Genomic DNA, 13,852 nt, shown 5'->3' with positions numbered 1-13,852 from the left:
TGCCCCCCCGCCCCCCGCTCCCCCTCTTCCCCTAGCCCCTAGCCCCTTCTTCGGTAATTGGTAAGATGAAAATTCTGCTAGTAGATGATGATAGATTGTTGAGTGCAACACTGGCAAAAGTGTTAGGAGTCAATCACTACGCGATCGATCTGGCGAGTGATGGACAAGCGGGCCTCGAATTGGCAACCGCAATAGAGTATGACCTAATTTTGCTAGACGTGCAGGTTCCCAAACTTGATGGAATTAGTCTATGCCGCCAACTGCGATCGCAAGGCTACCGCAAACCCATCCTGTTACTAACAGCCAACGATTCAGATGCCGATGTCGTAGCAGGGTTCGATGCGGGAGCCGATGATTACATCAGCAAACCTTGTGCTACTGAAGTATTACTAGCCAGGATACGAACATTATTACGGCGCAGTCAAGCGCTTTCCCCTAGAGATTCTGCTCAGAATTTATTAGCTAATACCTTGACTTGGGGAAATCTTTGTTTAGACTTAGATTCGGGTCGAGTAACATTTGATAAACAAATCATTTCACTGACAGCGACAGAATATAATCTGCTCGAATTATTCCTGCGAAATCCCGATCGCATCTTTAGCCGCAGTGCCATTTTAGATCGTCTGTGGGGATTGGAGGACGCACCAACCGATCGCGCCATTATCACTCATATTAAAGATGTCCGAAAGAAACTCAAGGCAGGCGGCTTAAGTGAAGAAATCATCGAAACAGTTTATGGCATGGGCTATCGACTGAAATCCCAGCCTAAAGCAGTGCCATCTAATGCTACCAAGCCTGAAAATGATAGCACAAAAGAGCATCAATTTGGTAGTGAAAATCGACAAAATACAGACAAAATCTTCGAGCGCTTTCGAGAAGTATTCAATGAACAAATTGCCATATTAGAACAGGCAAAGAATTCATTATTAGCAGGAAATATAGAAAACCATTTACAGGAAGCGGCTAAGAATGAAGCTCATAAATTAGCAGGATCTATGGGATCTTTTGGGTATCAAGAAGGATCTAAACTGGCACGTTCCGCAGAACATTTACTAATGAACAACAGTCCTTTGTCTGGGGAAAATATTACCAAATTCTCGGAATTGGTGACAGCATTACAGCAGGAAATAACCAAACCTTCAGTTACTTTAATAGCTCCATCAACACCTACCTTTTTATCTCAGCGGCTGTTAGTAGTTGATGATGATATTGTCTTAACAGAGCGCTTAAAAGCAGAGTCAGAAGCTTGGGGATTACGCATTAAAATTGCTTCTAATCTTACCAATGCTAGAGCGCTTCTAGCTTTATCAATGCCGGATGTGATGTTACTAGACTTAAGCTTTGCAGAGACGGAGGAAGATGGATTGACGCTGCTGCAAGAAGTAACTAAGCGATCGCCCCACCTGCCGATAATTGTCTTTACAGGACGAGATAGCCTAGCCGATCGTTTGGCAGTATCGCGCTTAGGAGCTAGACAATTTTTGCACAAACCTGCTACTACTAAGCAAATTTTTGACGCAATATCTCGTGTTTTACCTCAACCTAAAACTTTAAAGGCTAAAGTCTTAATTGTAGATGATGACGTTTTAATGCTGGCTAGATTATCTGACTTTCTAACTCCTTGGGCGATCGAAGTAATAACTCTCACAGAACCCCAGCAATTTTGGGAAGTTTTAATTAGCACTAAACCTGACTTGGTAGTTTTAGATATAGAAATGCCATTCATTAATGGTTTAGAATTGTGTCAGGTTGTGCGACAGGATATCCAATGGGAAAACTTACCAATTTTGGTGGTGACAGCGCATACCGATCCAGAATCTTTGCAAAAAGCTTTTATTGCTGGAGCTGATGATTTCATCAGTAAACCTGTGTTGGGGCCTGAACTCGTGACACGGGTAATTAGTAGGATGGAGCGCTCTCGATTGTGATAATTAGTTAGGTTGGTTGTTTATATACAATCTTTAAAACCTCTAAGTTAGTTAAGATATTTTCTTCTTGTTCGCTTAAAAGGTGGGTGACAAAAATTACCACGGGAGCATGACAAGATAGATAGTTTCTAATCATCGTTAAGATTTCTACTGCATTCATTTCAGGATGTTCAAAATCTAAAATAATCAGATCGGGAGTATTTTGGCTAATTTTTATTAGCATTGACTTAAGTGAACTAGCTGTAGATATATGCCAATCATCTATCTCGGCAAATCCCGCTTGTACAATTTCCGCAAAGGTTATATGATTATGAATAAACAAAACTTGTGTTGATGACATATTTACACCACCTATTTAAAGAAAATTAAACCGTGATGTAATATAACCACAACAAAGTAAAGAATTAGTAAAGAAAAAAAAATTATCGCCAACCGAGTCAGAAAGAGGAATTTATGAAGATATCTCGGCGATTTTTACCCTACAGCCTAGCCATAGCCTCAACCGCCATTGCCCTTCTGCTTACCCTCTGGCTAGAACCCCTAATGCCTCGGACAATTGGGGTGTTTTTCTATATTGCCATTATTTTTAGTACCTGGTTTGGCGGTTTTCAGCCGGGAGTGGTGACAGTTGTGCTTTCCACACTAGCGCTCGATTATTTCTTGATTGAGCCTCGCTATCAATTTTTCCTGCTAAATACAGCACTGGATTTAGTGCAATTAAGTTTTTTCGTAGTAGTTGCCTTAACCATTAACCTATTTACCAGCAATCTTAAAGAAAATAGACAGAAAATTGCCAGACTCAATCAGCAATTAATTCAGGAAAATAGGGAACAACTGCGGATGGCGCTGTCGGCGGCGCGGATGGGGATGTGGGATTGGAATATGGTGACAGGAGAAATTACTTGGTCGCCAGAAACCGAACATTTATTTGGATTAGCTGACGGTACTTTTGATGGTAAATACGAAACCTTTGACGCTAGGCTTCATCCCCACGATCGCGAAGGCTTAAATCAGGCAAGGCAGCAAGCTTTGCAAACAAAAAGCGTTTATCAGCATGAATTTCGCCTAATTTGGCCAGATGGCAGCATTCACTGGGTTGAGGGTAGAGGACACGGCTTTGATGACGAAACAGGTAAAGCTGTGCGAATTGCTGGCACGCTCGTCAATATTGACGATCGCAAGCAATCAGAAATCTTGCTGCATCAGCAATTCGAGCAACAACGGCTGTTGATGGAAATGACCCAGCGCATTCGCCAATCCCTGAATTTAGAAGACATTCTGCAAACAACTGTAGAGGAAGTGCGCCAGTTTTTGCAATGCGATCGCGCTCTGATCTTTAAAACTGATGCCGACTATGGCGGAAAAATTCTCGTAGAATCGGTCAATCCCCCCTGGAACGCGATCTCATCTAACCATTCCCACGATCCTTGTATTGGCAAAGAATATATTGAACCCTTTCAGCAAGGCTTAGTTACTGCCAAATCAGATATTTACACTGCCCAAATTTCACCATGTCATCGGGAAATGCTGGCAGCTTTCCAAGTTAGGGCCAATCTAGTTGTACCAATTCTGCAAGGTAAAAATCTCTGGGGATTGCTAGTTGTTCATCACTGTGCCGCGCCCCGCGAATGGCAAACTTCCGAAATAGAATTACTACGCCAGTTGTCTGCACAAGCTAGTATTGCCATCCAAAAAGCCGATCTATTTGAGCAAGTAAAAACAGAATCTCTCCGCATCCAGACTGTTTTTAATACCTCCTTTGATGGCATCGTGATTTTAGACAGAGAAGGAAAGGTATTAGAGGCAAATCCCCGATTTTCTGAAATGTTAGGTTACACGCCAGAAAAAACATTAAGCCTCAACGTTTTTGACTGGGATGCTCATTTCACTTTTGACGAAGTTCAGAAATTCCTAACTGACACCAGCTTTACCAGTGGAGTATTTGAAACTCGGCACCGACGACAAGATGGCTCAATCTATGATGTAGAGATCGGTACTAACATCTTGGAATGGCAAGGGGAAATAATGCGATTCTGTGCTTGTCGAGATATTACCGAACGCAAACAGGCACAAATTGCCTTAAAAGAACTAAATAACGCCCTGGAACAAAGAGTAATAGAACGAACCGTAGAACTAACCAAATTAAACGATCGCCTGTTAATTACTTTACTAGAAAAAGATCGCGCCTATCAACTGCTAGAAGAACAAGCACAGCTACTAGATTTAGCTCATGATGGCATTATTAGCTGGGATATCAACTCCATAATTACCTTTTGGAATCATGGAGCCGAGTTGATGTATGGCTGGACAAAAGCCGAAGCCTTTGGGCAAGAAATCAAAGCTTTATTGAAAACTGAGTTTCCTCAGCCGTTGAACGTAATTGAAGCTCAACTCCTCGCCACAGGCTACTGGGAAGGTGAACTGATTCATTATAGTCGGGACAATTCCCCGATCGCAGTATCTAGCCGTTGGGTTGCCCAAAAAGACGATCTGGGTAGACTAATTAAGGTCTTGGAAATTAACAATGATATCAGCGATCGCAAAGAAGCGGCGAAACTTTTGCAGCAGAGTGAATCAACCTTACGGAGTTTCTTTAATAGTGCGGTTGTACCGATGGGCATAGTTGAGCTACATGACGGAGATATTCTCCACATTGCCGATAATTGGGCGGCGGCTCAGTTTTTCCACAATACCACCGCCGGGATGCAAAATCAGTTTTCTAGTAGCTTAGGCACATCACCAGCTACGATCAATCGTTGGATTTCCTACTACCGAGAGGCTCAACGCACTCAAGCCCCAGTTCGGTTTGAATATCTTCACCCTACCAATGATGGTGAGTGCTGGTTATCAGGAACTGTTTGCCCAATTACAATCAGCCCTAGTGAATATCCCAGATTTTCCTATATTGTCGAAAATATCACTGAACGCAAACTTGCTGAAGAAATTCTCCAACAATATCAGCGGATAATTTCCAACACAACCGATGGAATTGCGATGATGAATCGCGAATATATTTATCAGATCGCGAATCCAGCTTATTTGACTTGGTGCAACAAATCTGAAAGCGAAGTTATCGGCAATTCACTCAGAAATATACTAGGAGAAGAATTGTTTGATAACTTCATTCAACCTCGCTTAGACCGATGTTTGGCGGGAGAAAAAATTCAGTATGAAAGATGGTTTGACTATCCTAATTTAGTCCCGCAATTTTTGAACGTTACCTATACGCCTTTATATGATGCGGGTGAAAATATTTCCGGCGTTATCGTCAGTCTGCGCGATCTAACTCAGCTCAAACAAGCCGAACAAATGTTAGAGCTTCAGGCTGTTATTACCCGTAATATGGCCGAAGGCATTTGCTTAGTGAGAGCCGATAATGGAGTGATTGTCTATGCCAATCCTAAATTTGAGCAGATGTTTGGTTACGATCTGGGTGAACTCAACGGTCAGCACGTTTCGATTGTGAACTATAATAGCGAATCGGTAAGTGCTCAAGAGGTAAATCAAGCCATTCGGACTGCCGTTTTACAAAACCATGAATTCAGCTATGAAGTCCAAAATGTCAAGAAAGATGGTACGCCATTTTGGTGCAGTGCGACTTGTTCTGTATTCAAGCATTCCGAGTACGGGGATGTGCTGGTAGCAGTTCATCAAGATATCACCTTAGCGAAGCACCTCGAAGAAATTAGACAAGACGCGGAAGCAGCTTCACTACAGAAATCTAGAAAGGAAAATTTGCTCTGGAGTATTACTCAAGGGATTCGCCAATCTTTAGATATCAATGTCATTCTGAATACTACTGTTACTGAAGTTAGGCAGACATTACAAACCGATCGCACTGCTATTTACCGCTTTAATCCTGATTGGAGTGGTGATTTTGTCGTCGAGTCAGTTGGTGAGAATTGGGTAAAAATGATCGGACGCGATATTAAAAAAGTTTGTGAAGATGTCTATCTGGAAGAAACCCAAGGCGGTCGTTTCCGCAATCATGAAACCTTTGTAATTACAGATATTGGTGGGGCTGGACTTCATGACTGTCATATCCAACTTTTGCAACAGTTTCAAGCCCAAGCATATATAGCAGTCCCGATATTTTCGGGAGAATTACTCTGGGGATTATTAATCATCTATCAAAATACTGCACCTCGTAATTGGCAATCCTGGGAAATAGAATTACTCGAACAGATTACTAGCCAATTGTCGATCGCTATCCAACAATCCGAACTCTACGGACAACTTCAGATCGAACTACAAGAACGCCAGCAAGCTGAAGCCACGATCCGAGAAGCCGAACGACGCTGGCGATCGCTCTTGGATAACGTGCAGTTAATCGTTGTCGGACTCGATCGATGGGGAAATGTCAACTATGTTAATCCTTTCTTCTTAAAACTCACAGGATATACTCAAGCAGAAGTTTTAGGAAAAAATTGGTTTGAAAACTTCTTACCCCACGATCAGCAACAAGCGCTTCAAGTTGTTTTTTCGGAAGTTTTAACCCATAATTATCATCCCTATTATCAAAATTTAATCTTGACCAAATCTGGTGAAGAACGAGTCATTGCTTGGAACAATACCATGCTGCAAGATGTAGATGAAAACATCATTGGCACGATCAGTATTGGGGAAGATATCACCGAACGACAAAAGCTCGAACACATTAAAAATGAGTTTATTGGCATTGTTAGCCACGAACTTCGCACTCCTTTGACAGGAATTCAAATGTCATTGGGACTAATAAAAACAGGGGTTTACGATCGCAAACCAGAAAAAGCTCGACGCATGATTGAAATTGCCCTCCTCGATACTCATCGTTTGGTGAACCTGGTTAATGATATTTTAGATTTGGAGCGCATAGACTCCGGGCGGGCAGTTTTGGAGAAAACTGTTTGCAAAGCAGCAGATTTGATACAGCAAGCAGTCGATGGTATTCAGGCGATCGCTACTCAACAGCAAATATCATTAATTATTACCCCCACCGATGTAAAAGTCTGGGCGGCTCCAGATACTATTATCCAAACCTTGACAAATTTGCTCGGTAATGCTCTTAAATTTTCACCCCCCCACTCCACAATCCACCTCAGCGCCGAAAACCAGGCAGACTTTGCGCTCTTTCAAGTCCGCGATCGCGGACGTGGCATTCCCGCCGATAAACTAGAACTCATTTTTGGGCGATTTCAGCAAGTCGATGCCTCCGATTCCCGTGAAAAAGGAGGTACTGGGTTGGGCTTATCAATTTGTCAGAGTATTATTGAGCGACATGGCGGGAAAATATGGGTTGAAAGTATCTTAGGTGAAGGCAGCACCTTTTTCTTTACCCTACCCTTAGCTAACTTTGAATTGTAGGATTGATTCAACATCCCAAATCTCAAATCCCAAAGCGAATGATAGACAGACAAATTCTAGTTGTTGATGATGACGATTGTCTCCGGGAATTAATACAGGCGTGCTTGGAAGATTTAGCGGGATGGGAAACCCTAGTGGCAGCATCGGGAGAAGAATGTTTACAAATCCTACAAACAGAACGACCTAATGCTATTTTGTTGGATGTCTCTATGCCAGGAATGGATGGGATTGCTGTGTGCGATCGCCTCCAATCCAATCCCATCACTCGATCGATTCCAGTGATTCTGCTGACGGCAAAAGTTTTACCAAGCGATCGCACTAGATTTGCCCAGATGGGCATTGCTGGGGTAGTTTCCAAACCGATCGAGCCCATCACCCTCAAAGAAGAAATAACAGAGATGTTGGGATGGGATGAATAACTTTCAGTATTTTTGTGAAATTTTGTAACGATAACGGAATCTTTACCAATTCCTTACCCTTGCTATTTAGTCTTCTGTTACCCAGCTCAAACAACGGTTGCTATATGTACTTGACGCTCTACTGGCAACCCAAAATTTGATTTTTGATTAACCCAAAGTAAATCAACGCTTGGCAAGTATAGCAGTTGCCAAGGCAGTTAAGACATTCTAAATTTAAAACCCTGATTCTAAACCCTTCTTCCGTCTTCCCTAGCCCTGAGCATCGTAGCCCCTAGCCCCTCTTAAACCGCCTTGGCGGTTGCTATAACTAATTGCGATCGCAGTGTCCTGCGCGAAAACAAGATGATCGGGAAACAAATTCTCATTGTTGATGACGAAGAATACCTCCGCGAACTGATACAACTGTGTCTGGAAGACTTCGCAGGATGGAACACCCTAGTGGCAGCATCGGGACAAGAATGTTTGCAAATCCTACAAACAGAACAACCTAATGCTATTTTGCTGGATATCTCTATGCCGGGAATGGATGGGTTTGCCGTATACGATCGCCTCCGATCCGATCCCATCACTCGCTCGATTCCAGTGATTCTACTGACAGCGAAAATTTTACCAAGCGATCGCGCCAAATTTACCGAAATGGGCGTTAATGGGATAATTCCCAAACCATTTGAACCCACCACCCTGATGGAAAAAGTGGCAGAGATTTTGAGATGGAATGATTGACTGATACTTTTAATTCAGAACTCCTGTATTGATTACCTACCTAATAATTTCCATTTTGGTAACTAGCATTTCTTGGCGGGTTTTGCCACAGGGTTCAATACTTTGACAATCATTGACATTAGTCCTAGCATAAGTCAAGCGAACTTTCTTATTTAAAAATTGAGCTTTCTTAGCACAAATCTCAAAACTTGCACCCACTCTTCGCTCAGTATTGTTGTCATCAATCAACGTCGCATAACACATAATATCCCCATCAACCAAGCTTTTTACTGTGCCAACTTGTGGTAAAGTAGGGTCAGTCCTAGATCCGCTATTAAGATTAGCAAAATATCTCTGTAAATAGGCCGTGCGTTCCGAGGTAACTCGCTCTAGACATCCCGTATATAGTAATGGTTCCAAAGTTCCACCCAATGCTTCGGCAGCTTCAAAGTTGCAAGTTGCATCACGAAATGTAATCCACGCTCTCTGTGCTTGAATCAAGCGATTTTTGTATTCACCGCTAAGCTTGGAGATGTTTTGTTGATAGACTTGATTCAGCTTTTTATCTGCTACTGCATAGCTATCTGATGCACATTTTCTCATTTCTAAGGTATTACCATTAGGGTTGCATTTCACAGCTTGAGCTATTAAATATTCTGATTGAGCTGGGCTGGAAGACGATCCTATAGAGGATAATGTCAGTACGGTTAATAAGATAGAATTTGTGATTTTTTTGAACATGATTTTTTTAAAGTTTGTAGAGTGGTCAATCTAGGACAGGACTTATACCAAATCCGGGTTAGTCATCCCCTTTATTAGTAATAATCCGTCATTGTTCGCTGTGCTCCGCAATCGCCTAGTCTCTGCGATTGCTTCGCTGCGCTCGCAATGACAATTTTAGTAGGTTAAGATGTTCTGAGTTCCACCAAACTCACTAATTCTCTTCCCTTCTTCCTCTTCTTTCCCTTCTTCCCCTTCTTTCCCTAGCCCCTAGCCCCTAGCCCCTAGCCCCTCCCTATAAGGCATCGGTACTTCCTCGACTACAGGATGCTTTTCCAAAGTCAGCTTAGACTGTGGAGCACCAGATAAGCGCTTCAACAGTTTCGGTTTCGGATCGTGTAACAAGTATATAATCCGATCGCCACTCAGCCAATCCTCACCAACAGGTACTACCTGTAAATACCCCTCCCTTTCTATCAGTAAAGGTAGTAACTCTCCAGAACCAATTAAAGCTTCCAAATGAGCCACTTGAAATTCTAAACTCGACTCTTTAAACTGAGTTTCCCCTAACTTCACCTCCCCATCATTTAGATACTGATTCCAAGTCTTAAGTGGCAAATCTGGAATAAAGGCTTGAGGAATCTTAGTCTTATTACTCGGCCCAGTAGCAGCGCGAGGGAAAATAGCTAAAACCCTGGGGGGTTTAAACTCTTCTGCCGCTCTTTGTGCTAATACTAAATTTACCTCACCATTGCTAGTCATTGCTAAAAAAGTTCCCATTGAAGCGAGTCCCGCCTCTTCTAAAATGCTATGATCCAAGGCGCTACTTAAGAAAACTTGTAAACCTTCCTGTTCTGCTTGCAGACAAGCTGCTTCGTCAGTATCAATCATCACAGCTAGCTCTCCCCGTTCTTTAAATAAACGGGCAATTAATCTGCTCAAAGGATTCGATCCTACGATGACAGCACCAGTCACCGACTTAGAAGTAATATCTAAAATTTGAGCCACCCACCCTGCCGTCAATCCTTGCAGGAAGACTGTCATAATAATTGTTAGGAAGACTAGAGCTTTAATCGAGTCGCCGCCATTAATACCTCGCTGAGTCAATAAAATAGCAAATAGAGAAGAAACAGAAGCGGAAATGATCCCTCTAGGAGCAACCCAGCAAGCAAATAGTTTTTGTCGCCAATTCAGGCCGCTATTCCAAGTACAAAGCCAGATATTAATTGGTCGCACTATCCACATTAAGGCTAAAACTGTGAAAAAACTGCCCCAACCGAGTGCAAAAATACTGGCTATGGATAAATCTGCTGCTAAAAGTATGAATAAGACGGAAACAGCAAGGATTGTTAGTTGACCTTTAAACCTCCGTAATAGTCTTTCTTCTGGTAATGAGGCCGATCGCAATACGATTCCTGCTAAGACAGTTGCCATCAATCCTGACTCGCTGCTGATCGATTCTGCTAAAGCAAACATTCCCCATAAAGCAGCTAAGACTACGAGATTTTTGAGGTCTTCTGAGAGAAAGCGCGATCGCAACAAAATCAATCCCAGCAGCCAACCTCCTACAATCCCAATCCCTCCACCTGTAACCAATCGCAGGACTAATTCTTGGAATAACCCGAATAAATCGGGATTGCGATTCAAAACAATATTGAGTACCAATACTGCTAGAATTGCACCAACGGGATCGATTAACACGCCTTCTGCTTCCAGCATGGTTGCGACTTGGCGATCGACAGATATATGTTTGAGTAATGGCCCGATCACCGTTGGCCCCGTTACGACTACCAGGGAAGCATAAAGAAAAGCGATCGGCCAGGGAAATTCCCCTAACCAGTGAGCGGCCATACCGCCACCCACGAGGGTAATTAGGGTGCCCAGAGTAACTAAATTGCGGATGCTACCCGAAACGCGCCCCAAGTCTCTAAATTCTAAGTTCAGACCACCTTCAAACAGAATTAGCGCCACTGACAGGGAGACGATCACCTCTAAACCACTCCCTAGTAAATTGGGGTGTAACACTCCCAAACCGCTTGGCCCTGCGATCATCCCGAACAGCAGCAAAAAAACAATAGCAGGAACTTTTAGGTAGTCAGCTAAAACTTGAGCGCCGATCCCGCAGATGACTGCGATCGCCATCAGCAGGGTGAGATTAAACGAGACTTCCATAAAGAAGGGGCTAGGGACTAGGGGCTAGGGGCTAGGGAAGAAGGGACTAGGGGCTAGGGGCTACGATGCTCAGGGCTAGGGAAGAAGGGAATAGTGGGCTAGTTTGGTGGAACTCAGAACTTCTTAACTACCAAGAAGGTTGCTATATGAGTTTTGAATTGGGAGTTAATATCTAACTCAATAACTCATAACTTAAAACTCCTCAAGGATTACTGCCAGTGGCCGCCCGCCATCTGCGGTCAAAGTCTGCGAGCACCGTTGGAGAAAGTTGCGATTGTAGCCAGTCTAAGGACTGATCTTGGTTGGCTAAGCCGCGATAATATTTGCAAACGTCGATCAGTCGGATGCTAGCTGTGGTTTCGGGTACGGGTACTTGACCCCGCCACCTTTGGGCAAATTCAGTCAAAATTTTGGCGGAAAGTTGCGATTGCAGCCAGTCTAAGGACTGATCTTGGTTAGGTAAGCCGCGATAATACTTGCAAACGTCCAAAAGCCGCACGAATGTAACTTGGGGTACGGATTGATTGCGCCACCTTTGAGTAAATTCGGCCAGGAGTGAGGGGGCAATTTGGCTTTGTAACCAGATCAGGGCAATATCTTGGTTGGTGTTGGCTTTATAACTCAGGCATACGTCAATCAGGCGGATTCCTCCCAGGGGTAATGGGGTGGGAGTGGGGGTGGGTAATGGTGTGGGTTTCGGGGCTGGTACGGGTGACGGGGCTGGGGATGGTGAGGGAGTGGGGAAGGTACCGCTGGGAAATTTACTCAGGAGGGCTGTGAGTGTTTTCAGGCCAACGATGCCGTCGGCTTCTAGTCCCTGAGATTTTTGAAAGGCGATCGCAGCGGATTTAGTGCTGGTACTGTAGTTACCATCTATAGTCCCCTGATAAAATCCTTTATTTTTTAAGTGCTTCTGGATTTCTTGGACTTTGGGGGCGGGGCTACCTTCTCGCAAGCTTTCAAAGATGTTAACGTCTACCCCTCCTGTTACTCCACTGACACTGCCTTTGTCTGTATATTGCCAGAATGTCCAGGTATTCCAACCGCCGGGAACCCAAGGTTCTTGGGCCGTAGTGTAATGGGCTATCCATAGGGGGTAATCGCCAAAACGTTTGGTTCCTAAGTTGTCCCAGAAACCAGGGTAGGTGTAGATGATCGGTCGTATTTTGGTGGCTTTTTCGACTGCTTCGAGCCAAATTGCCATGCGATCGCAGATCTCCGTTGCACCCAAACCCCCTGTACTCTCTACGTCTAAAACTGCGGGCATATCCCCAGGTTCTAGCTTGACTGTTTTTAGGAACAAATCAATTTGCCCTTGAACGCTACTGGCCGGTCGAAAGAAATGGTAAGCGCCGCGCTGAATACCCGCTGCTTTCATCGCCGCCCAATTCCGGGCGAAGGTTTCGGCTACGAAGGTTGTACCTTCTGTTGACTTGACAAAGGCGAAGGTGATGCCGCTGTTGGCCACTGCTTGCCAGTTTACGTTTGGTTGGTAGTCGGAAACATCTATACCGCGAATGCTCATAAAGTTTGCACAAAGGTTTTAAAAGTTTGTTTGTCTGAAGGTGACACAAGATTAAGGGTACATTGAAGGGGACGGAAAGTTTTGAGTTTTGAGATTGCTTCGTTCCTCTCAACGCTAAACCCTGCAAGTACGCTACCTAAACGGTTTTGAGTTTTGCTAAATTTTAGGTTAAACCTGCTCCCTGAACTGTGGCATTCCCCACTAAACCACTAAATTCTGTACTATAAAGTGTTAGGACTCACAGGATAGGATTAACAACCAATATTGTTATTTTACAGGAGTTTGTAAAAGTGAACATCACTCGTATTGAACCGGGGCCTGGTCAAGAGTCTGTCTGGGATTATCCGCGTCCACCTCGGATTGATGACTCAAGCAAGCACGTCCAGGTAATTTTTAATGGTATGGTTATTGCTGATACTCATTCCAGCAGGCGGATACTAGAAACGAGTCATCCTCCTATTTACTATATCCCTCCTAGTGACATTCAGATGACTTATTTGCTCAGAACTTCGAGGACATCTTGGTGCGAGTGGAAGGGACAAGCGGGATATTACAGTATTAGTGTCGGGGATAAGCAGGTTCCTGATGCGGCTTGGTTTTATCCTAATCCGATTCCAGCTTTTGAGTCTATTAAGGATTATGTAGCTTTTTACCCCAGTTTGATGGATGCCTGTTATGTGGATGGGGAATTGGTAAAAGGGCAATTGGGCGATTTTTATGGGGGTTGGATTACTCAGGATATTGTTGGGCCGTTTAAAGGTGGGCCTGGTACTTGGGGTTGGTAGGTAATAAAAATATCGCAACTTGCGCTTGAATTAGGGATAGATTCGGATAATTGGTAATTGCTAATTGCTAATTGCTAATTGCTAATTGCTAATTGCTAATTGCTAGTTGGTAATTTAGGACTTACGATGGGGCTTCAGAAACCGGGTTTTTGAGAGCATCTGTGAGTAACAACGAAGTATTTTCGTAAAAAAACCCGGTTTATGAGGTTGGGTGCGTAAGTTCTGCAATTGCTAATTTGGGAGAATGGCAGATTTTCT

9 protein-coding genes are annotated in these 13,852 nt (G+C 43.6%); 5 read left to right on the top strand and 4 right to left on the bottom strand.

The annotated features are described in order from the left end of the window. Positions 1-65 precede the first annotated feature (65 nt). Positions 66-1,928 carry a response regulator gene (locus tag OSCI_RS07035; protein ID WP_007354191.1) on the top strand — a complete coding sequence of 621 codons (1,863 nt, stop codon included), beginning with the start codon at positions 66-68 and terminating at the stop codon, positions 1,926-1,928. Between the two features lie 7 nt (positions 1,929-1,935). Here the strand turns inward: OSCI_RS07035 and OSCI_RS07030 are convergent, their stop codons facing one another. Beyond that, on the bottom strand, positions 1,936-2,268 hold the full coding sequence (locus OSCI_RS07030) for a response regulator (protein ID WP_007354190.1): 333 nt from the start codon (positions 2,266-2,268) through the stop codon (positions 1,936-1,938). Between the two features lie 113 nt (positions 2,269-2,381). On the opposite strand from OSCI_RS07030, the gene OSCI_RS07025 reads away from it, so the two are divergent. The 3 genes from OSCI_RS07025 (at position 2,382) to OSCI_RS07015 (ending at position 8,413) form a co-directional block, all read left to right on the top strand. Continuing rightward, positions 2,382-7,271, top strand: a complete 4,890-nt coding sequence (locus tag OSCI_RS07025; RefSeq protein WP_007354189.1) for a PAS domain S-box protein — start codon at positions 2,382-2,384, stop codon at positions 7,269-7,271. 38 nt (positions 7,272-7,309) lie between these two features. Next, positions 7,310-7,690: a response regulator gene (locus tag OSCI_RS07020; RefSeq protein ID WP_007354188.1), complete on the top strand. Its 381-nt coding sequence runs from the start codon at positions 7,310-7,312 to the stop codon at positions 7,688-7,690. Between the two features lie 342 nt (positions 7,691-8,032). Beyond that, positions 8,033-8,413 (top strand): response regulator, encoded by a 381-nt coding sequence (locus tag OSCI_RS07015; RefSeq protein ID WP_007354187.1) that lies wholly within the window; start codon positions 8,033-8,035, stop codon positions 8,411-8,413. A 36-nt stretch (positions 8,414-8,449) separates the two neighbouring features. On the opposite strand, the gene OSCI_RS07010 is transcribed toward OSCI_RS07015, so the two are convergent. The 3 genes from OSCI_RS07010 to OSCI_RS07000 all read right to left on the bottom strand — a co-directional run bounded on the left by OSCI_RS07010 (position 8,450) and on the right by OSCI_RS07000 (position 12,809). Next, positions 8,450-9,133 (bottom strand): lysozyme inhibitor LprI family protein, encoded by a 684-nt coding sequence (locus OSCI_RS07010; RefSeq protein ID WP_007354186.1) that lies wholly within the window; start codon positions 9,131-9,133, stop codon positions 8,450-8,452. Positions 9,134-9,382: 249 nt separating this feature from the next. Then, positions 9,383-11,284, bottom strand: a complete 1,902-nt coding sequence (locus tag OSCI_RS07005) for a cation:proton antiporter (RefSeq protein WP_007354185.1) — start codon at positions 11,282-11,284, stop codon at positions 9,383-9,385. 202 nt (positions 11,285-11,486) lie between these two features. Next, on the bottom strand, positions 11,487-12,809 hold the full coding sequence (locus OSCI_RS07000) for a GH25 family lysozyme (RefSeq protein ID WP_007354184.1): 1,323 nt from the start codon (positions 12,807-12,809) through the stop codon (positions 11,487-11,489). 290 nt (positions 12,810-13,099) lie between these two features. Between OSCI_RS07000 and OSCI_RS06995 the strand changes: the two genes are divergently transcribed. Next, a complete protein-coding gene (locus tag OSCI_RS06995) occupies positions 13,100-13,594 on the top strand; it encodes a DUF427 domain-containing protein (RefSeq protein ID WP_007354183.1) in 495 nt (164 codons plus the stop codon). Positions 13,595-13,852 lie beyond the last annotated feature (258 nt).

It is taken from the genome of Kamptonema sp. PCC 6506 (genome assembly GCF_000180455.1).
GTDB classification, from domain to species: Bacteria; Cyanobacteriota; Cyanobacteriia; order Cyanobacteriales; family Microcoleaceae; genus Kamptonema; species Kamptonema formosum.
Note: the sequence above shows the minus strand (reverse complement) of the source record. Positions and strands in the feature narration are given on the sequence as shown.

Coding starts and splice junctions, on each gene's coding strand:
- OSCI_RS07035 (WP_007354191.1), top strand. CDS start 66: ATGAAAATTCTGCTAGTAGATGATGATAGATTGTTGAGTGCAACACTG.
- OSCI_RS07030 (WP_007354190.1), bottom strand. CDS start 2,268: ATGTCATCAACACAAGTTTTGTTTATTCATAATCATATAACCTTTGCG.
- OSCI_RS07025 (WP_007354189.1), top strand. CDS start 2,382: ATGAAGATATCTCGGCGATTTTTACCCTACAGCCTAGCCATAGCCTCA.
- OSCI_RS07020 (WP_007354188.1), top strand. CDS start 7,310: ATGATAGACAGACAAATTCTAGTTGTTGATGATGACGATTGTCTCCGG.
- OSCI_RS07015 (WP_007354187.1), top strand. CDS start 8,033: ATGATCGGGAAACAAATTCTCATTGTTGATGACGAAGAATACCTCCGC.
- OSCI_RS07010 (WP_007354186.1), bottom strand. CDS start 9,133: ATGTTCAAAAAAATCACAAATTCTATCTTATTAACCGTACTGACATTA.
- OSCI_RS07005 (WP_007354185.1), bottom strand. CDS start 11,284: ATGGAAGTCTCGTTTAATCTCACCCTGCTGATGGCGATCGCAGTCATC.
- OSCI_RS07000 (WP_007354184.1), bottom strand. CDS start 12,809: ATGAGCATTCGCGGTATAGATGTTTCCGACTACCAACCAAACGTAAAC.